This is a genomic window from Exiguobacterium sp. s189 (assembly GCF_018617615.1).
Taxonomy (GTDB): domain Bacteria; phylum Bacillota; class Bacilli; order Exiguobacteriales; family Exiguobacteriaceae; genus Exiguobacterium; species Exiguobacterium aestuarii_A.
The window spans coordinates 50,395-71,134 of record NZ_JACSKM010000013.1; the positions used below are offsets into that span (position 1 = coordinate 50,395).

19 protein-coding genes are annotated in these 20,740 nt (G+C 48.1%); 15 read left to right on the forward strand and 4 right to left on the reverse strand.

Translation table 11 applies throughout. The features are described from left to right. Positions 1-36: 36 nt before the first annotated feature. The 3 genes from KNO99_RS13555 (at position 37) to KNO99_RS13565 (ending at position 5,391) form a co-directional block, all read left to right on the forward strand. A complete protein-coding gene (locus tag KNO99_RS13555) occupies positions 37-1,113 on the forward strand; it encodes an alpha/beta hydrolase (protein ID WP_214749578.1) in 1,077 nt (358 codons plus the stop codon). Further along, positions 1,110-3,884, forward strand: a complete 2,775-nt coding sequence (locus KNO99_RS13560; RefSeq protein ID WP_214749581.1) for a glycoside hydrolase family 3 protein — start codon at positions 1,110-1,112, stop codon at positions 3,882-3,884. Before KNO99_RS13555 ends, KNO99_RS13560 begins: the two co-directional genes overlap by 4 nt. A gap of 136 nt (positions 3,885-4,020) precedes the next feature. After that, entirely contained in the window at positions 4,021-5,391 is a 1,371-nt protein-coding gene (locus tag KNO99_RS13565; protein WP_214749584.1) for an alkaline phosphatase, read from the forward strand. Between the two features lie 55 nt (positions 5,392-5,446). Here the strand turns inward: KNO99_RS13565 and KNO99_RS13570 are convergent, their stop codons facing one another. Then, positions 5,447-5,896 (reverse strand): hypothetical protein, encoded by a 450-nt coding sequence (locus tag KNO99_RS13570; protein ID WP_251131071.1) that lies wholly within the window; start codon positions 5,894-5,896, stop codon positions 5,447-5,449. A gap of 157 nt (positions 5,897-6,053) precedes the next feature. Between KNO99_RS13570 and KNO99_RS13575 the strand changes: the two genes are divergently transcribed. The 5 genes from KNO99_RS13575 (at position 6,054) to KNO99_RS13595 (ending at position 10,926) form a co-directional block, all read left to right on the forward strand. Then, positions 6,054-6,719: an HAD hydrolase-like protein gene (locus KNO99_RS13575; protein ID WP_214749590.1), complete on the forward strand. Its 666-nt coding sequence runs from the start codon at positions 6,054-6,056 to the stop codon at positions 6,717-6,719. 61 nt (positions 6,720-6,780) lie between these two features. Then, positions 6,781-7,275 carry an LURP-one-related/scramblase family protein gene (locus tag KNO99_RS13580; protein WP_214749593.1) on the forward strand — a complete coding sequence of 165 codons (495 nt, stop codon included), beginning with the start codon at positions 6,781-6,783 and terminating at the stop codon, positions 7,273-7,275. A gap of 13 nt (positions 7,276-7,288) precedes the next feature. Next, complete coding sequence (locus tag KNO99_RS13585; protein WP_214749596.1) at positions 7,289-7,831, forward strand: NUDIX hydrolase; 543 nt, start codon at positions 7,289-7,291, stop codon at positions 7,829-7,831. Beyond that, entirely contained in the window at positions 7,806-8,375 is a 570-nt protein-coding gene (locus KNO99_RS13590; RefSeq protein ID WP_214749599.1) for a DUF1349 domain-containing protein, read from the forward strand. Before KNO99_RS13585 ends, KNO99_RS13590 begins: the two co-directional genes overlap by 26 nt. A 160-nt stretch (positions 8,376-8,535) precedes the next feature. After that, complete coding sequence (locus KNO99_RS13595) at positions 8,536-10,926, forward strand: carbohydrate binding domain-containing protein (protein WP_214749602.1); 2,391 nt, start codon at positions 8,536-8,538, stop codon at positions 10,924-10,926. 47 nt (positions 10,927-10,973) lie between these two features. Here KNO99_RS13595 and mprF read toward each other — a convergent pair whose 3' ends face one another. After that, positions 10,974-13,466: a bifunctional lysylphosphatidylglycerol flippase/synthetase MprF gene (gene mprF, locus KNO99_RS13600; protein ID WP_214749605.1), complete on the reverse strand. Its 2,493-nt coding sequence runs from the start codon at positions 13,464-13,466 to the stop codon at positions 10,974-10,976. Positions 13,467-13,638: 172 nt separating this feature from the next. On the opposite strand from mprF, the gene KNO99_RS13605 reads away from it, so the two are divergent. The 4 genes from KNO99_RS13605 to KNO99_RS13620 all read left to right on the forward strand — a co-directional run bounded on the left by KNO99_RS13605 (position 13,639) and on the right by KNO99_RS13620 (position 16,526). Further along, on the forward strand, positions 13,639-14,187 hold the full coding sequence (locus tag KNO99_RS13605; protein WP_214749608.1) for a bifunctional transcriptional activator/DNA repair enzyme AdaA: 549 nt from the start codon (positions 13,639-13,641) through the stop codon (positions 14,185-14,187). Further along, on the forward strand, positions 14,184-15,077 hold the full coding sequence (locus KNO99_RS13610) for a DNA-3-methyladenine glycosylase family protein (RefSeq protein ID WP_214749612.1): 894 nt from the start codon (positions 14,184-14,186) through the stop codon (positions 15,075-15,077). Before KNO99_RS13605 ends, KNO99_RS13610 begins: the two co-directional genes overlap by 4 nt. After that, the gene (locus KNO99_RS13615) at positions 15,064-15,546 is read left to right on the forward strand and encodes a methylated-DNA--[protein]-cysteine S-methyltransferase (RefSeq protein ID WP_214749615.1); all 483 of its coding nucleotides are present in this window, start codon (positions 15,064-15,066) and stop codon (positions 15,544-15,546) included. The genes KNO99_RS13610 and KNO99_RS13615 overlap by 14 nt, the downstream gene beginning before the upstream one ends. 116 nt (positions 15,547-15,662) lie before the next feature. Continuing rightward, positions 15,663-16,526: a DegV family protein gene (locus KNO99_RS13620; protein ID WP_214749617.1), complete on the forward strand. Its 864-nt coding sequence runs from the start codon at positions 15,663-15,665 to the stop codon at positions 16,524-16,526. 30 nt (positions 16,527-16,556) lie between these two features. On the opposite strand, the gene KNO99_RS13625 is transcribed toward KNO99_RS13620, so the two are convergent. After that, positions 16,557-17,096 carry a histidine phosphatase family protein gene (locus KNO99_RS13625; protein WP_214749620.1) on the reverse strand — a complete coding sequence of 180 codons (540 nt, stop codon included), beginning with the start codon at positions 17,094-17,096 and terminating at the stop codon, positions 16,557-16,559. A 27-nt stretch (positions 17,097-17,123) separates the two neighbouring features. Continuing rightward, positions 17,124-17,582 carry a DUF2691 family protein gene (locus KNO99_RS13630; protein ID WP_214749623.1) on the reverse strand — a complete coding sequence of 153 codons (459 nt, stop codon included), beginning with the start codon at positions 17,580-17,582 and terminating at the stop codon, positions 17,124-17,126. Positions 17,583-17,773: 191 nt separating this feature from the next. Here KNO99_RS13630 and KNO99_RS13635 point away from each other — a divergent pair, with 191 nt between their 5' ends. The 3 genes from KNO99_RS13635 to KNO99_RS13645 form a co-directional block, all read left to right on the forward strand. Continuing rightward, positions 17,774-19,273 (forward strand): malate:quinone oxidoreductase, encoded by a 1,500-nt coding sequence (locus tag KNO99_RS13635; protein ID WP_214749625.1) that lies wholly within the window; start codon positions 17,774-17,776, stop codon positions 19,271-19,273. 233 nt (positions 19,274-19,506) lie between these two features. Next, complete coding sequence (locus KNO99_RS13640) at positions 19,507-19,875, forward strand: hypothetical protein (RefSeq protein WP_214749628.1); 369 nt, start codon at positions 19,507-19,509, stop codon at positions 19,873-19,875. 13 nt (positions 19,876-19,888) lie between these two features. Beyond that, the coding region (locus tag KNO99_RS13645; protein ID WP_214749631.1) for a hypothetical protein at positions 19,889-20,740 on the forward strand (852 nt) is incomplete at its 3' end.

Consider the following 20,740-nt stretch of genomic DNA (forward strand, 5'->3'; position numbering starts at 1 on the left):
GTGGGTTCGAGTAATTGATTGAAAGGAGCTTACATAGTGGGACATAGCTATGAACATCTCATACATTCTCTAAGTAAATATCAACAACATACGAGTACAAATCATCTCGAAACTATCATCAAACCGATTCCAGATTTAGATCGTACCGGTGACCTCGATCCACGCGTCTTTGCGACACTGACCTCGAATCATGCTTCAGATGATGAACCAGATGGCGATTTCAATCTCGAGTCGGCACGTGCCAGCATGGGTTGGCCGAATCAGAATCGGACGACGACTGATATCAAAACCGAATATGTAAAGATTCCAAGTAAAGACAGGGATATCACGGTTCGCCTGTATCGTCCGCATCACACTGAAGCCATCCCAGCGATTCTCTTTTTCCACGGGGGCGGCTTCTTCGGAGGAACGCTCGATACGGTCGAGAATCCTTGTAAATTGCTTTCAGAACGGGCGAACGCAGTCGTCATCTCCGTCGATTATCGTCTCGCCCCGGAGCATCCGTTCCCGGCCGGATTGAACGATTGTTACCGAGCCTTTGAATGGGTGTATGACCATGCGAGTGAGTTGAACATTCTCCAAGACCGAATCGCGGTCGCCGGTGACAGTGCCGGTGGCAACTTGGCGACCGCTTGTTGTCTGATGGAGCAAGAACGAGGGGAGGGGCGCATTTGTTATCAAGCGCTCGTCTATCCCGTCGTCAATCTAGCATCCATTCCGACAAATGATTTTGAATGGACACTTGATGCGTACGACATCTCACACCATCACGACCTGATTCGAGGTGTCGTGCTCGCTCTTGCAGATCCAGATTCGTTACTAAATGACCTCTATCTTCAAGGGAAGACGGATGTCACGCATCCACTCGTCTCACCGTTGTTGGCAGAAGACGTCACGACTTTACCGCCAGCCTTGATTGTGACGGCAGAGTACGATTACTTACGACTTGAAGGGGAGGCGTATGCCCGAAAACTTTCAGAAGCTGGTATTCCGACTCGACTGATTCAATATCGGGGTATGGATCATGCCTTTATGGACAAATTAGGAGACTACCCACAGGCAGAAGATTGTATGAATGAAATCGCAAAAGGACTTAAGGAGCTGACGAAATGAAACAGTATACATTGGATTGGAAACGTTATGAGGAATTGGCACGTCAAGCGGTTGCGGAAGGGGTCGTGTTAGTCAAAAACGAACAGAAAACTCTCCCGTTGCAGTCTGAAACGAAGCTTGCCGTTTTTGGGCGTAGTCAGTTCCATTACTATAAGAGCGGTACCGGTTCAGGTGGGATGGTGAACGTCGGACATGTCACGACACCGCTCGAGGCGTTGCGTGAACGTACAGACATTCATATCAATGAATCGCTTTATGCGACGTATGAAACATGGGTGAACGAGAACCCGTTCGACCAAGGTGTCGGTTGGGCAGGTGAACCGTGGTCGCAACAGGAGATGGACGTATCGGACGAACTCGTCGACCAAGCTGCGCAGGAGTCAGATGTTGCCCTCATCATGATCGGACGTACGGCAGGGGAAGACCGTGACAATACGGCCGACCCGGGCAGTTACTTATTGACGGATATCGAACACGCGATGATTGAGCGCGTAACGAAGCGCTTCAACAAGACGGTCGTCGTGTTGAACGTCGGAAACATCATCGACATGAAGTGGGCGAATGAGCCGAGTGCAATCCTCTATGCATGGCAAGGTGGGATGGAAGGCGGAAAAGGACTCGTCGACGTGCTTGTCGGTGACGTGAGTCCTTCCGGGAAACTGACGGATACGATTGCCCGATCCATCGAGGATTATCCGTCGACAAAGAACTTTGGTCACGCGGATAAAGGGATTTATCAGGAAGATATCTATGTCGGTTACCGCTACTTTGAAACGTTCGCGAAAGACGACGTCTTGTACCCGTTCGGATTCGGATTGTCTTATACGACATTCCATACTGAAGTGAAGCGTACGGCAGAAGTCGATGGCGTTTTAACAGTTGAGGTGGAAGTGACGAACACGGGTGAGTGTGACGGGAAAGAAGTCGTCCAACTCTACGTCGAGAAGCCGCAAGGAAAACTCGGAAATCCGCTCCGGTCTTTAGTAGCGTTTGAGAAAACATTGCTTCTTGAACCGGGTGAGCGACAAACCCTTTCGTTTAACGTCCGCATGACTGATTTTGCGAGCTACGACGACTCTGGCGTGACGGGTCATGAATCGAGCTTCGTTCTCGAAGCAGGGGCATATCGCTTATATGTCGGGACAGATGTCCGTTCGGCTTCACTCGCTTTCGAAGTCGAGCAGCAGGAGCAACGCATTCTCGAGACGTTAAGCGAAAATATGGCACCTGTCCTTCCGTTCGAACGGATGAAGCCGATTCAGAGCGAAAAAGGATGGGAAGTAGGTTACGAATCAACGCCGCTTCGTGCCGTTGATGTCGAGACACGTTATTTGGAAGAACGCCCTGAGACTAGAGTGTTCACGGGTGACCAAGGCATCAAATTGAGCGATGTGTATCATGAAAAGGCGTCACTCGACACATTCTTGGATCAGTTGACGGATGAGGACTTGGCGACAATCGTCCGCGGACAAGGAATGAACTCACCGCGTGTCACGCCGGGGACGGCAGCTGCGTTTGGAGGCGTGTCCGACCGGTTGAACGAGCTTGAGATTCCAGCGGCGTGTTGTGCCGATGGTCCGTCAGGCATTCGCATGGATATCGGAACAAAGGCGTTCGCGCTTCCAAACGGGACTCTCTTGGCTTCTACGTTCAACGTCGACCTCGTTGAAGACTTGTTCGAGATAACAGGGCTCGAGATGCGGAAAAACCGGGTCGACACGTTGCTCGGACCAGGGATGAACATTCATCGCAACCCGTTGAACGGTCGGAACTTTGAATACTTCTCGGAAGACCCGCATTTGACAGGGAAGATGGCAGTCGCTCAGTTGAACGGGATGCATCGCGTCGGCGTGACGGGTACACTCAAGCACTTCAGCGCCAACAACCAAGAGGCACATCGTCATGATATCGATTCGGTCGTCTCGGAGCGCGCGTTACGCGAGATTTATTTGAAAGGGTTCGAGATGGCGGTGAAAGAAGGACGTGCATCGTCCATCATGACGACATATGGAGCGGTCAACGGCATCTGGACGGCAGGTCTATATGATCAAAACACGCGTATTTTACGGGACGAGTGGGGCTTTGACGGCATCGTCATGACAGACTGGTGGGCAAAAGTGAACTTCCGTGAGGACGAGTCGGCCAATCGTCAAAACACAGCGGCGATGGTTCGTTCGCAAAACGATTTGTATATGGTCGTCGACCGTCCGGACCTCAACTCATTCGAGGATAATACGATGGCATCGCTCGAAGAAGGGGTGGTCACACGGGGTGAGTTGTTGCGGAGCGCGCGCAACATTTGTTCATTCATTTTGAAATCACCGGCGATGGAGCGTCTTCTCGGAATTCATGATGGTTCGGTCGAGGTCCTCGGCTTTGAAGATGAGACGAATCAACAGGACGCATTCGAGTTGGACTATCAACATCTCGAGAACGGGGAGCACGTCGATTTGTCAGGAATCGACACCTCGACAGGCAACACGCACGTCTTCGCCATCTCGGTCGACCAGACCGGGACGTATGACATCACGTTGACGGCCCGTTCGAACGCTGGGGAGTTGGCGCAGATGCCGGTGACGTTGTTTGCGAACAATATCCCGGGTGCGACGTTCACGTTTAACGGGACGGACGGGGAATGGGTGACACAGACGAAGCAGGTCTTCTTCCTGAACCAGCATAATTATCTCCAACTCTATTTCGCATTGAGCGGTCTAGAAGTGAAGGACGTATCGTTCACACTTGCGGATGAATTCAGTATGAAGAACGGATAATGGATGCAAGGACGTCTCAATGAGGCGTCCTTTTTCTATTTACAAAAAGCATACACATCTGTATTCATTCTGAAAATGTATCTTTACAATAGTCCGTTACGCTACAGAAGTAGCAAACATTCGGGAGGGTTTACAGATGAAAAAGACAATGAAAAAGTTCGTTCCACTCGCAGTCGTTTCGACGCTTGCACTCGGGGGCATCGTTGGCGTTCAGCAACAAAACGAAGCAGAAGCAGCAAAGGATTCAAAGAATCATAAGGCGAAAAACGTCATCTTTATGATCGGGGACGGGATGGGCGTGCCTTATACGACGGCACTTCGTTATATGAACGATAATGAAGAGACGGTAGAAATGGAACCGACTGCGTTCGATTCACATTTGGTGGGAATGCAATCGACATATCCTGAGGACGAAGAAGAAAACGTAACAGACTCGGCAGCAGCAGCGACAGCGATGAGTTCTGGAGTCAAGACGTATAACAACGCGATTGCCGTTGATAACGACAAAACAGACGTGAAAACGGTACTTGAACAAGCGAAAGAGAACGGCATGTCGACAGGACTTGTCGCGACGTCAGAGATCACGCATGCGACACCGGCATCTTACGGCGCGCACGAGGAGCAACGTAAGAGCGAGAATGCCATCGCCAACGATTACTATGATGATTTGATTAATGGAGAACATAAAGTCGACGTCATGCTCGGAGGCGGAACGAAGTTCTTCGAACGCTCGGATCGAAATATTGCGAAACAGTTCCAAGAAGATGGCTACAGCTATGTCACGTCTGCTGAGGAAATGAAGCAAGACAACAACGAGCAAGTGCTCGGTCTTTTCGCGGAAGTTGGCATGGATAAAATGATTGACCGTGACGAGGAACAACCGAGTCTTGCGGACATGACGACTTCGGCTCTTGATCGCCTAAAAGGGAACGATGATGGGTTCTTCCTCATGGTAGAAGGAAGTCAAATCGACTGGGCCGGACATGATAATGATGTCGTCGGTGCGATGAGTGAGATGAGAGACTTTGAGCAAGCATTTGAGGTCGTTCGTGACTTCGCCAAAGAGAACGGTGAGACGTTAGTCGTTGTAACAGCGGATCACTCGACAGGTGGTATTTCAATCGGAGCGGACGGAAATTACAACTGGGATCCGACACCGATTCAAGCAGCGAAACGCACACCGGACTTCATGGCAAAAGAAATCGAAGGTGGAGCGGACGTAGAAGCCGTCTTACGTGAGAATATCGATTTGGAATTGACGTCTGAAGAGATTGCTTCTGTGAAGAAAGCGGCTGAGACGAATGACGTCACGAAAATCGACAACGCCATCGAGAAAATCTTTGATCAGCGTTCGGGAACGGGCTGGACGACGGACGGTCATACGGGTGACGACGTGCCGGTATACGCGTTCGGACCACAACAAGAGAAGTTCGTCGGTATGAGTGACAACACGGATCAGGCGAAACGGATTTTCAACTTGTTGAAGAACAAAGGGAAAATCAAATAAGTAAGAATATACGCCAAGACTACGTGGGATTTCCCGCGTAGTCTTTTTGAACGTATCATCTTTCATATGCTTCTAGGGATTTGATTGCATGCCGCAATACATCGACCTCTTCATTTTCCCACCCTAATCGGTCTACTGCATTGATGAACTGTCGTGTTGCTTTAATAAGAGAGACTTTCAATTCTTCAATAGAAACGATACCAATTTCTGTCTTCATTTGATCATCTTTCACAAATGACAATTCGAGTTCAGACAAAGATATTTTTTTGGCTGATATAGAAAGGGGGCCATCCATAAATGGAAACGAATGAATAGATTTAAGTGGAGCGTGTAAAATCGCGCGACAGTTATCGATCCACCATTTTAGAAGAACAGCAACGAAATCAGACCAACCGACTCCCGGGAAATAATCGTATGTATCAATGACAAAGTTGATTTCGCCAATAATTTGACCGGAGTACGTTAATGAATCAAGATCAATCTCGATGGAAATTTGATGACACATCAATGTTTCACCTCGTTTGTTTGTATGTTTTGACGTTCTAATATCATTAAGACCATCTTACTCGAGCGATAAGAAGTACGAAACGATGAGTTAAATTGACAAATTTTGTCGTATGATAGACAGACAAGCCATGATTCAATCAACGAGGGGGAAGCAGATGAAACACGCAGTGATTTTTGACATGGATGGAACATTGTTTCGGACAGATTTAATTTTGGAACGGGCGCTAGATGAAACGTTTGATCACTTACGAAGTGAAGAAAAATGGATAGGCCCGACACCGATTGATCAATATCGGAACATCATGGGGGTGCCGTTGCCTGTTGTTTGGACCACGTTGCTCCCACAATACGATGAGCAAGCTAGAGAAGAAGTCGATGCCTATTTCTTAACACGACTCATCAAAAACATTCAAAACGGGAATGGTGCATTATATACCGGGGTACTCGAGTTGTTTGAACAATTGCATCAGATGGGTCATTCCATGTTCGTGGCAAGTAATGGCTTGGTGGACTATTTACAGGCCATCGTCACGCACTATGAATTGGACCATTGGATTACCGAAACATACAGTATTCAGCAAATCGACACGTTGGATAAGGGTGATTTAGTGGCTGAAATCGTGAATAAGTATGAACTACAGGATGGCTTCGTAGTCGGAGACAGATTATCGGATATCATGGCTGCACGAGCGAACGGATTTACTTCAATCGGCTGTCGTTTTGACTTTGCGCAAGAAGCAGAATTGAAAGAAGCGGATTACGTCGTGAATCACTTGTCGGAAGTGCTAGACATCGTTCTAAAGGAGACGGTTTCGCTATAAGTGAATCGATTTCGAGTTTGGGTTCGTACGTAAAGTACTACAACAAATCGGGGGGATCATCATGCACACGCTCTACATGAAACAAAAAGTGTTCAGTCTACGCGGCCGCTTCACCATTAAAGATGCGGACGGACAGGATCAATATTTCATCGAAGGTAGCTTTATGAAGTTTCCAAAGTCGTTTGAAATTAAAGACGTGAATGGTCAAACGGTCACAACCATAACGAAAAAGACATTTAGTTTTTTACCGAAGTTTTTTGTAGAAGTGGATGGTACGGATATGATGACCATCTCAAAAGAGTTTTCATTCTTTAAACCGAAGTATTCGATCGATGCGGCCGGAATCGATGTCCAAGGGGACTGGTGGGACATGGATTTTGAAGTGACGAAAAATGGACAATCGATTGGAAGTGTTCAAAAGAAATGGTTCTCATGGGGCGACAGTTATGAGATTCGCGTCGAAGAACCGGATATGGAGCACCTTCTCATCTCAATCGTCGTAGCCATCGATTGCGCGAAAGCAGATCAAGCAGCGGCATCAAGTGCAGCAACATAAAGGGGAGTATCTAATGGAATTTTGGGACGTCTATAACGTGGACCGAGAAAAGACCGGTCGCACGTGGCAACGGGGAAGTCGTTTGCCAGAAGGAGAGTATCATCTTGTGATTCACGTGTGTATCTTTAACGAGAAGGGCGAGATGCTGATTCAACAGCGCCAACCGTTCAAGGATGGATGGGCCAATATGTGGGATATCACAGTCGGTGGAAGTGCCACGGTAGGAGATACGAGCCAACAAGCTGCGATGCGGGAGCTCGAAGAAGAGATTGGGCTCAAGCTTGATCTATCTCAGACACGACCGCACTTGACCATCAACTTCGACGAAGGATTTGATGACATTTACCTCGTCGAAGCGGAAGTGGATTTGAATGAGCTGACACTCCAGGAATCTGAAGTGCAGGCTGTTAAGTGGGCGGATGAAGCAACAATTCTGCAGATGATTCGACAGCGTGAATTCATACCGTATCATACGCCGATGATACCGTTACTGTTTGCCATGCGAGGACAATGGGGAGGAATTGATGGTCATGCATACGTACAAGTGGATAAATGAACCGAATAGCGTGAACGGATTTGAACCGCTCGCTTTCCGGACTTTGCCAGATACGGACTTTTGGCGAAATACACATTACGGATTTAACCGCATGACGGCGCATGCACGACTAACAGATGTCAAAGTCAAACGATTTACATGTCGGGCGACAATCCAAATGGAACCGAGCCATACATATGACCAGGCCGGGATCGTCTTATATGTGAATGATGACCATTGGATCAAGACGTCTGTCGAGTACATTCCGGACGGACCGTCACATCTTGGCGCGGTCGTCACTTCGTTTGGCTATTCGGATTGGTCGACACGTGATTTTTCAAATGAGATGATTCCTCAACCATTGACGTTTGAAATCGTGTATACAGATGGAGATGTGGAAATTTTTGTTGAGTATGATGATGGTACGCGTGAACAGCTTCGCATTGCCCATCTTCATGACGTATCGACGTTACGCATCGGGCCGTATGCGTGCAGTCCGGATGTGAATGCGACAGGTTTTGACGTGACATTTTCAAATTGGGAACTGCGTGAAGCATCGACATGAGTCGGTGCTTTTTTATGTCATTTTGATTTCACTTCCGAAAAGTGGTTGAAGTTGGGATGGATAAAATTTTATAATAGCGTTAACGAAAGCGCTTTCGGAAATCGCTTTCAAAAGAACGGACTGATATATTGCCATCACTTATCCTGAAGGAGGACGCATGATGAAGAAATGGGTTGCACTCGCACTTGGAACAGGTCTCGTCTTGTCATTGCCACAAGAAGTACCTGCTGAAAAGAGCTCAAAAGCAGACGACGCCAAGTGGAAACTTGTCTGGTCAGATGAGTTTAGTAAGGCGGAAATCGATCATTCGAAATGGAACTTTGAAACGGGGAACTGGATTGTCGACAAAGACGGAAATCCGGTCGCTGCCGGTTGGGGAAACAACGAGAAGCAATTTTATACGGACAAAAACGAAAACGCTTTCGTAAAAGACGGGAAGCTCGTCATCCGTGCAAAAAAAGAGCAAGCATCCGATCAATTCGGCACATATGATTACACATCGGCGAAGTTGACGACGAAGGGCACGTTCAGTAAGACATACGGTCGTTACGAGATGCGAGCGAAACTTCCAAAAGGAAAAGGGCTCTGGCCAGCATTTTGGATGCTACCGGAAGAGGACCGTTACGGTGGTTGGGCCGCATCTGGTGAGATCGACATCATGGAGTCATGGGGCAGTCAGCCGGACAAAGTCGCTGGCACGATTCACTACGGGGAAACATGGCCGAACAACAAGTACACGGGGAAAGACTATCACTTCGCAGAAGGTGACGGCATCGACAAATGGCATACATATGCGGTCGAGTGGGAGCCGGGTGAGATTCGTTGGTATGTAGATGGTCAACTCTACCAGACTCAAAATGACTGGTATGCGAAAGAAGCGAACAAAGCATCGAAATATAGCTACCCTGCGCCATTCGACCAAAATTTCTATTTGATCATGAACTTGGCGGTCGGTGGATGGTTTGATGGGGACGTCGATGAGACGACACCATTCCCGGCAGAGATGGAAGTCGATTACGTCCGCGTCTTTGACTTGAAGAACGGGAAGTATCGCGATGCTGTCGAGCCGACATACTCGGATGAAGAAGTCGTATTGCCAGAAGGGGCGAAGCAACCTTTAGAAGACGGGAACCTCGTCTATGATGAAGACTATACAGAACCGATTACAACGGTGACGAACGGTGCACAGGCGCTCAACCCGACCTATTGGAACTATGTGGCGCTTCCTGACTTTGGTGGTGTCGGTTCAGTCGATGTAATCGATTTGGCAGGATCACGTTTTGCCGACATTTCGATTGACCAGGCAGGAAGTCAGCCGTACTCGCATCAATTGATTCAAAACGTATCGCTCGGACAAGGCGGACATTATAAAGTGACGTTTGACGCCAAAGCGGACGCGGCGCGTTCGATCGCCGTTAAAGTCGGTGGTGGTCCAGACCGAGGCTATGCGAAATATTCAGATGAAGGGTCATTTGATTTGACGACAGACGTCCAAACGTACTCGATGACATTCGATATGACAGAAGAGACTGACCTTGCGGCACGTCTTGAGTTCAACGTTGGACTCAGTACGTCTGGTGTCCAAATCGGGAATGTCCGTGTCGAGCAGACACCTCGTGAGGCGTTCGATCCGAATGCGACAAAACCGAAGCTTGGAGACGGGAACCATGTATATAACGGTACGTTCGACCAAGGTGCGATGGATCGCATGACGTATTGGACGTTCGACCCAGGCATCACGAAAGGGACAGGCACGGTCGATCCAGTAGAGCGTCTCTTCCGTTTCGAAACGAACAAGAAAAAAGGAGCGCCGGCCACATTGGTGCAACAAGGCATTCAATTGCAAGAAGGACATGAATACGTTCTTCGCTTCAAAGCGCGTGCAGAGCGTGTAGACGGTCTTCAAGTCGGATTGAACGGTGCGAATGGGGATGCCTACCTCCCGCTTCAGCGTGTCGCTCTATCAGAAGCATTCGATACGTATGAAATTCCGTTCACGATGGAAGCCGGAACTGACCTCATGAGTCAGCTTCAGTTCATTCTCGGTTCTGAAAAAGGTGTGATTGAAATCGATGACGTCGAATTGCGCGATGTCACACCGGTTTACATCGATCCATCTCCACTCAAAAATGGAGCATTCACAGAAGGTCTCACACACTGGGGCTCCTATGTACACTTTGACGCACAGGCTGCTGTCGAAGCGGTGAATGAGGCAGCACGTATCTCGATTACGCAAGAAGGGAACGAAGCGTGGAGTGTCCTCATGGAGCAAGGCGGTCTTGAGTTACAGCAAGACCAAACGTACGTCGTTCAATTCGATGCATCTTCTACAGTCGCTCGTTCATTCGAAGTGACGTTAGAGAATGCCGGGTACTATCGCTACTTGAGCGAAGTCGTTTCGGTCACACCGGAAACGAACACGTACACGTTTGAAGTGACGATGCCCGTGACGGATATGACAGGATTGAAGTTCTTGATGGGACGCACAGAAGGATCACCACTTGGTGCCCATGACATCACGATTGATAACGTGAGTGTGACGTTGAAATAAGATGATACGCAAAACAGGAATTTCTCATCGTGAGAAATTCCTGTTTTTTAACGTTTTCGACTAATTAATCGTGCCGTTCGTAAAATCGACGGCAATAATTTACGTCGTTGTCGGAATGCGAGATAACGTCCTTCCCAGGACGGTTTGAACTTTTGTTTAAACTGTCTCAGGCCGCTGAACGGATAAATGTAACTGATGTTTTCGAAAATATCGGCGGCGACGCGCTCTGGCCAATGGGAGAATGTCTGCTCACCGACGGCGGCAAGTGGTGCCACGCCGAGTCCGACATGTTCATAGCTTTCCGCACGTGCCCATTCGATGATGTGAAGAATCAGCACTTCAATTGCTCCGGACGGCGCATCATTTTTCGAACGCATCAAATCGATTGAAAGGATCCCATTCCCTCGGAGTAACGAAATGAAGGCGACGACGACACCATCCGCATCTCGTAACAGAGCGATTGGATAACGTGTCAACGTTTCGTAGTCGAAGAAACCGAGAGAGAACCCTTTCTCGTTCCGATTTCCGATCCACTCGTCTGAGATCTCTTTTAACTCCTCTAATAACAGGAGGCTCGGCTCACAGACGATCTCGAACGTGATTCCCTTCTTTTCGAATTGATTATAAAGGGAGCGCATATTCGCACGCTTCTTACCCGACAACGAGAAGGTCGACACGTCAATCGTCGCCTCTTCCCCTAGCTTGAAGAACGTGAAGCCGGCATCATGAAGGCGTGGCATCCAATTCGGTGTGATTTGATAAAATAAAGGAATATATCCAATTCGGTCCGCATCTTCAATGAAACGCGTTAACAGTTCAGTCGCGGCCTGTCGTTCACCTTGGATATCTCCAAGGACAATCGCATGGTTTCGTGCTGTCGCAAATAAGAGGCATGCGTTTCCATTCTCGTTCATATAGAAGCGTTTATCTGCCATATGGGCTAAGTCAAAACCACTCGATGTGTGCTGTGTTGCTTGAAACTGTCTGATTCGATCTTCATCGTATGCCTCGCCGAGCGCCGGACGCTTCCAACGGTCGAACAGAAGCAGAAGCGCACTTGCTACGAGCGACGTGAAGAGGAGAAGGAGCACCGTCAACCAGCCGGCCTGATACGATGTGAAGAACAAATCATCGGTGTCGGCGAACGACTGCAGCAAGAGGGCGTGAGAGCCCACATACAGCAAAATGTAGAACAGGTTTCGAATGAGACGACCGGTCGTTAAAATCGAGCGGTATCGGACGTGACGTTTTCGCGTCAGCCAGACGAAAGCTGCGAAACCGATGACGACGAATGTCTCGAATAAGTTCAAGCCTCGAGCGATGACCCCGATGGTCGCCCAGATGAACGCCGTATTGAGTAACCAGAGCGTTCGCTTTGTCCGCACATACATGCCATATACGGACAGGAACATGAGCAGTCCGGCACTCAATAAGAGGAGCGTCCCAATCCACTCGAACCAACGATTCACTTCATAGAGTGGTGTCACGCTCGGGAGAAGTGTCTGGAACCAAATCAATAGACTGCTCATCAAGGCAATGAGACTCCCGGTCAAGCGCCCAATCTTCGCGAGTGTCCGGGAAACGATGCGCCATACGACGGTCCCAATCTCATATGAAGATCCAATGATTGGTCGATACTCGATCTGTTTGACGACCTGGTCCCCGAACGCGATGGCTGCGAGAAACAGTCCAATCAAAAAAGGAACGACGAAATAGACGAATCGGTAGATGATCAAAGATGAGAGGACAATGTCTTGATGAATCCCCAATTGTGACATTCCGACAAGATATAGTAAATCGAACGTTCCGGCGCCCCCTGGGACGAGGGAGACGACACCGACGACCGTGGCGACGATAAATACTCCAAAGAGTTGGGAGAACGAAGCTGACCCGTCGAGTAACGATAACGCGTAGATGGCGACAAGTCCTGCGGTGACCCATTCCGCAAGTGAAGTCATCGTGTAACCAATCAAAGTAGACCAACCGACGTTTGAGCGGCGTGAGGTGACGAACAGATAAAACGGGAGCATCGCACTCACCGCAAGTAATACCGGCCAAATCCACGGTTTCGTCCCGACGAGTGCGCCTGCCGGGAAAATCCCGACGAGCACACCGATGGAAAGGATGGAAAGCCCACTGATGAGTGTCGGAGTCATCCAACCGATCGCGCGGAGCAAGCGTTTTGTGTCTGTATAAGGACGGTACAGGGAAGTACGAAGGGCAATCCCAATCACTCCACCGAATCCGAGCATCCCGTTCATCGAGTTCGTGATCCATGCCGTTTGTGCGACTTTTCGTTTCGGTAATTGAATCTGTAGCGAGCGGAGCAAGAAGTAATCATACCCGGTCATCGTCAAGACAGCGAATCCGCCGAGTAGGATGAGTGTGAACTGTTCCCATCCGGTCAGTTGTTTCAATGTCGTGAAGGCGGTCGCGAGCGAGAGGTCTTTCAACTCCTGTCCGCTCTGGATTAAAATCAATCCGATTAACGCTATAGGGACGAGCCATTTTAATTGTTTCCATGAAAAACGAGTGCGCATGAGATTTTCTCCTTATCTGTCATATGACTGACAGCGTCTTCTAACTAAATCGTACTATAGGATACGACTGAAATCTGTAAAACGTTTCAAAAGAGGGAATTGTAAGCGCAAGAAAGAGGACGAAATGTTGATTTTATATTTGCTACAGTGAGAGTAAGAGAGGGGTGTGGACATGCTGACATTTGAAGAAAAGTGGGCGAAAGTGCTCGCTTGTGACGCAACGTATGATGGGTTATTTTATACGGCCGTGAAGACGACAGGAATCTATTGCCGACCCTCGTGCCGTTCCCGCAAACCGAAAAAAGAGAATGTTGATTTTTACATCACAAGACAAGAGGCAGAAACGAACGGCTTCCGACCGTGCAAGCGATGCCAGCCGGAAGTCGAGCATGCCCCACACCGAGCGCTCGTACAACAAGTGACCGTGTATTTGATGGAACATTATAAACAGCCGATTCGCCTCGAACAGATTGCCGAACATGTCCAATTGAGCCCGTTCCACTTGGAGCGAACATTTACCCAAGCGACAGGAGAGACGCCAAGGCAACTATTGGAACGACTTCGTATCGACAAGGCAGCTTATTTATTACGAACGACCACGATGAGCAACCTGACAGTCTGCTATGAGGTCGGGTTTCAAACGCCGTCGAACTTTTACCGCGTCTTCCGTCAAGTGAAAGGGTGCACACCGAATATGTATCGAAAAGGAGGGGACATATGAACGATTTGCTACTAGACGTCCCACAACCGTTTGATTTTCATGAATGTCTCGTCTTTTTAAGTCGGTCCGAACAAGAAGTACTCCATGTCACGACGGACAGGGTAGTTCAAAAGCTGATGCGAATCGGGGAACGTCTCATTCTCGTCGAACTTCAAGGAGAACAAGACCACATTCGTATCCTATTCCCGATCGATGACGTTTCAGATACGGAAAAAGAATGCGTGGAACGTGAAGTGCGTGACTGGTTAGACCTTGATCGTGACCTCACACCGTTTGAGGCGATGGGGGCAGAGGATGAATTGCTGGCTCCTTTGGTTGAAGCACATCGTGGGTTACGAATGATTGGTTTCCCAAATTTGTTCGAGGCGCTTACATGGGCCATCATCGGGCAACAAATCACGCTCTCCTTCGCCTATACAATCAAGCGGCGGTTCGTGGAACGATATGGTGAACAGCGAGTCATCGAGGGAAGAACGTACTGGACGTTCCCACGTGCGGAACGAGTCGCCCTGCTCGAGCCGGAAGCGTTACGAGAGCTTCAGTTTAGTCGAAGGAAAGCGGAGTATGTTATTGATATTGCACGGGAAATAACTAACGGAACGCTATCGAAAGCGTTGCTACAATCACAATCTTCATCTGATATTCGTCAACGCTTGCTTTCCATACGAGGTGTCGGGGCTTGGACGGCGGACTATGTATTGATGAAGTGTTTTCAGGATGCATCAGCCTTTCCGGTCGCGGATGTCGGATTGCATCAAGCGATTCAGCATCAATTAGGTATGCCTAAAAAGCCGACGATTGAAGAAGTGAAACGATACGGGGAGCGCTGGAAAGGTTGGGAAGGATACGCGACATTCTATTTATGGAGGTCATTATATGGAGATGTATAAATTAGACATGGAGACGCCGGTTGGCGTGATCGAAATCGTTGGAACCGAGAAAGTCATCCAGTCGATCTTATTCGTCGAACGCGAAGTGGCGCAATTACCTGAAGGGAATGTACCTGATGTGTTGCGACAGTGCAAGGAGGAACTCGATGCTTATTTTCGAGGGGAGAGGATGACGTTCACCTTTCCTATTGAACAAGTGGGCACGCCGTTTCAGCGGGAAGTGTGGGATGCATTACAGACGATTCCTTTTGCGGAGACGACATCATATCGTGAACTCTCTGAACGAGTGAAGCGACCTGCGGCTGTTCGAGCAGTCGGTGCGACGAACGGACGCAACAAACTGAGCATCGTCATTCCATGTCATCGTGTCATCGGGTCGAATGGGAAATTGACAGGATATGCCGGCGGATTATGGCGAAAAGAATGGCTCTTACACCACGAGAAACAAGTCGCACATCAAACCCAGTAAAAAAACATTTCCCCCTCCAAATCTGCTACACTAAAGGAGGTCCTATCGTGACGTCTGAATCGACGAAGTTGTAGGATGATTCCCGTCACTTATGGAGAAGGTTTTTGGAGGAATGTATGATTAAATTACTAGCAGATTCAACGTGTGACTTATCAGATGCAGTGCTTGAACAGTACAACATCGGGGTCGCGCCGTTGATCATTACGATGAACAATATGTCTTACCAGGACCGGGTGGATATCCAGCCGGATGATTTTTACGGAATGTTGGAAGCGCTCCCGGAATTCCCGACGACGGCGATGCCGAGTCCAGCGACGTTCTTAACATTGATGGAAGATGCGGTCGCTGCCGGTTACGAAGAGATCTTATGCATCTGTATGTCGAGTGGAACGAGCGGGTCTTACCAGTCAGCGGTCATTGGGAAAGAATACTTCGAAGAGGCGCATCCTGACTCAAACGTGAAAATTCATGTCGTCGATTCCCGATCGATGAGTCACGGCAGCGGCTGGCTATTGCTCAAGAGCGCGCAGATGCGTGAAGCCGGTGCGACGTTCGAAGAGCTCGTCGATTTCAACGAGACGTATAAGACGAAAGTGAAGCACTTCTTGTCCGTTGATGACTTGGACCATTTGATCAAGAGTGGGCGCATCTCGAACGCGAGTGCTATCATCGGAAAACTACTCATGGTGAAACCGATTATGAGCATGAAGAACGGGAAAGGTGCCATTGTTGCCAAAGAGCGAGGCACACGTAAAGTGTTGAAGCATTATACGGACGAGTTCGTGAAGCGCGTGAATCCGGACATCACGAATTTCGTAATCATCGGGTACACATCCGATCAGCGGATTGCCGAGAACTTAAAAGCGAAGCTTGAAACCGAAACAGATTTCACAGGCGAGATTTACCTCATGCAGATGGGGGTCTCGGTCGGGACACACGTTGGTCTCGGAGCCATTTCGATGTTCTTCGTGGAGAAATAACAAAAGCCGTCTCATGTCGAGGCGGCTTATTTATGTGGCCAAAATATGCTCGATGACGGGCGTACTGTCGTTGAAATCGAGACGATAGACGTCTGGATTACGCATCGTACGCCATGTTTCAAAGTCATATTTAGGATCAAGTCGTTGTAAGAGGAGCGCAAGCAGATTACCGTGAGTCACGAGTAGTATCGAGCCATGTTGCGACTGGACACGCTCGATCACTTGCATGATTCGCTGAGTCGCTTCCTCACCAGATTCAGCACCAGGCAACTTGAACGTCGGGTCGATGAACGACTGACGTAGCGGTGTCAGCCAGTCTTCGAGCGGTCCATCAGACAGAATACGCTCTCGTAACAACGGTTCACGTTCGATTGGAAGTTGGTGGGCTTCGGCAAGAGGTGTGACCGAAGCGACCGCTCGGGTGTAGTCGCTTGAGAGTATCCGGTCAATCGGGATTTCACGAAAGAAATCACGGAGCAGGTGTGTTTGTTCGTGACCCGCTTCCGTGAGTGCTGCATCAGGTTCTTGACCGGAGGCCGAGCAGTGGCGAATCAGATAGAGTGTGGACATGTGGATTCCCCTTTTTGAAACGCTCAATTACCAGCAAGATAAGCGTGTCATCGAGTCATTATGACTTGTGATATATGCAATCTCCTCAAATTCATGCAAAGAAGCATTTTCGTAGAGGGAGTTGAGCATCTCTTGGTCTTTACAGTATATCGTCACGTATTGACTGTCTATCACAAGTAGCACAAACTCGCACTTGCTATGTAAAAAGTCTTCGTACGTTATGATTTCCGAGGACATATTAGAGTGGAATGCTTTGATATCAACAAAAATCAAATAGTGTTGTTGAGTGATCCGTTCATTGAGTTGTCGACCATTGATGACAGTCGACTCCGGAAACAACAAACAGTCAAGTTGTCCATCTTTCACAATATAGGATTCCTCATCAATCACCTTCCATTGATATTGGTCGAGGGGGATAGGGGTCAATATATCTTGTAAAAAATGACCGTATTGATTAGGGATTGTAAAACTTAGACCGCGTCTCAACAGAACACCTCCTTCGTTCCGAGGAATCATGACAATTTCATAAAAAGTTTCAGCACAAAAAATCATACATAACCCTTATCATTCATCACAAAAGAGTTATAATCGGTATAACGATTATAAAATATATGATTGAGGAATGGGGATTCTTCGGTTGTATGACAAAAAATTCAGGGGATAAGGATGGGGTTTTCATGAGCAGTACGCAAACGAGAACAGACGTCATTTTAATTGGGGCAGGCATTATGAGCGCAACGCTCGGTTCACTCTTTAAAGAGCTTGTACCGGAGTGGAACATCAAAGTGTTCGAAAAGCTCGATGCAGCAGGGGAAGAAAGTTCAAACGAATGGAATAACGCAGGTACGGGACATGCCGCACTTTGCGAGTTAAACTATACAACGGAGAACGCGGATGGGACGATTGATATTTCCAAAGCGGTCAACGTCAACGAGCAATTCCAAATCTCACGCCAGTTTTGGGCACATCTCGTCAAGCAAGGATTGATTGAAAATCCAGGTGCCTTCATTCGTTCAATTCCACATATGAGTATGGTCCAAGGGGAGAAGAATGTCGATTTCTTGAAACGCCGTTTGGAAGCGCTCACAACGAATCCGTTGTTTGAAGGCATGGTCTTATCGGACGATCCGAATCAGCTACGGGAATGGTTCCCGCTCATAATGGACGGACGGACATCGGACGAACCGATTGCCGCGACGAAAATCGATTCAGGGACGGACGTGAACTTCGGCGCGTTGACACGGATGTTGTTTGACCATCTCACATCAAACGGAGTCGAGGTCAACTACGGCCATAGCGTCGAGGACGTGAAGCGTCTCGATAACGGTCTGTGGGAAGTGAAAGTGAAAGACTTGTCTGCGAACAAGATTGAGACGCATACGGCACCGTTTCTCTTCATCGGAGGCGGTGGCGGAAGTTTACCACTCTTACAAAAGACAGGGATTCCGGAGTCGAAACAAATCGGCGGGTTCCCAGTCAGTGGACTCTTCCTCGTCTGTAAAAATCGTGAGGTCATCGAGCAACATCACGCTAAAGTTTATGGAAAGGCGAAAGTCGGGGCACCACCAATGTCGGTACCGCACCTCGACACACGCTTTATCGATGGACGAAAAGAGTTGTTATTCGGACCGTTCGCCGGCTTCACGCCGAAGTTCTTGAAAACAGGATCGAACTTGGATTTGATTCGTTCGGTCAAACCGAACAATGTCATCACGATGCTTGCGGCAGGGGCAAAAGAGATGCCGCTCACGAAATACTTGATCGAACAGGTGCTCTTGTCACACGACAAGCGCATGGATGAACTTCGTGAATTCATCCCGAACGCCAAGAACGAAGATTGGGAAATCGTTGTGGCCGGGCAACGGGTTCAGGTCATAAAAGATACACCGCAAGGAAAAGGGACACTTCAGTTCGGAACAGAAGTCGTCAGCGCGGAAGATGGTTCCGTTGCGGCACTTCTTGGTGCTTCTCCAGGCGCATCGACAGCTGTTCATGTCATGTTGAAGGTGCTCGAGCAGTGCTTCCCGCAACAGTTACCGGAGTGGGAAGAGAAAATCAAAGAGATGGTTCCGTCATATGGCTTGAAACTTTCGGAACATCCGGACCTGTTCAAGACGATTCACGAATCGACAGCGGTCACGCTCGGTTTAGAAGAAAAGGACATGGTCCACAACTGAAGAGAATAAGGCGAGTATACAATCGTATGCTCGCTTTTTCTTTTGGGACTGTAAAAGGAGAATAAAAAAATGGGTATTTACAAAAATAGGAATATGAAAAGGAGGGATACGTCATCGATCCGATTAAACTGAGTAAGTGGGAGCAGAAAAAATATGCACGTTATCTAAAACATCTGCGAACATACGATGAACACTTTGAGTATTGTGTCATTCCGAATTATGAGGAGTATGCAATGGAACTGAAGACAGAGTCGATTCAACTCGCTGATTGTTTTGCTGTGCTGATGCGTCAGAACGGTCACTATGTGCTCGTCTCCATAGCGTTAGATGGAGAATGGGAACTCAAACGTGTGTTGCAATGGCTTGATTTCCACGAAGTGAGATTGTTTCATCCTACACAGGATACATTGATTCTATCGAACGTACAGGATGTGATTGATGCGGTCACATTTCAAGGATACCCTCTCGTATTAGTCGAGAAGGGGACGAACGTGCTATTCGTCGGTCCTGAATATCTAGAAGAAGTCACAGATGAATTCGAGCAGTACCATAAAATCACGAATACGGCGTCGGCAGAATCGCTACAGATTGAAGATGAATAAGGAGCGGTGTCTCATGAATCAAGACGGGTTGAAAGAGTTTGTTGAGGGCATCACTACGAAAGAATATTTGCGACCGTTTGTCAGTAAGTACAAATTGTCGAAACCGAATGTCTTTGTAGTTGGAATCAATCCAGCCTCTTCGATTTTGAAAATAGATGTAAATTATGATGTCAAACGATACATTGATTTAATCACGGACAGAGAATCGTTTTTAACGTTCATTCAACAGAAAAACGTACAAAAAGGAAAGAAACCTTTTTCAAAAACGAGAATCGGACTGAATCATTTGGTAGAACATTTAGAAACGAAGTCGAATGGGAAAATCGAAGTATTGGAGACGAATATCAATGCATATCCGACGAAAAATGCGAAACAATTAAAGGCGATGTCGCCTCGAATTCAAAAAGCTGGTCAGGAATGGTTTCGTAAATTGATGCTTGAGCATGCCCCGCCTGTCGTCATCGTGCATAGTCTGGATGCGACACGTGATTTGATGGAATGGTTAGATTCTGAAGAGATACTTTCGCCGTTGGTTTACAATCGGTCTTATCGGCTCAAAGACTGGATTGAGCTTGGTCCCATTCCAATCAACTATCCTTGTGGTGCGAGAGGCGTCGTCTTTTGTACCAAGCACTTGAAATACTATGGGCGGAAAGGCAATGCGTTTCAACAGTTAAGAGATGACGTATTGAACCAGTGTGAACTACTCGCCACTTATTTGCTTCGCAAATTGAAGAGGGAGCTTCTTGGGAAGACCGTGCTCTTACTAGCCACGATTGTTTACCAAGCTCGTCGGGTGGTTCCCACCCTGAAGGATTGTCAGTCGGCCAACATCAATAGGTTGATGCTCGCGTTGATGTCACGG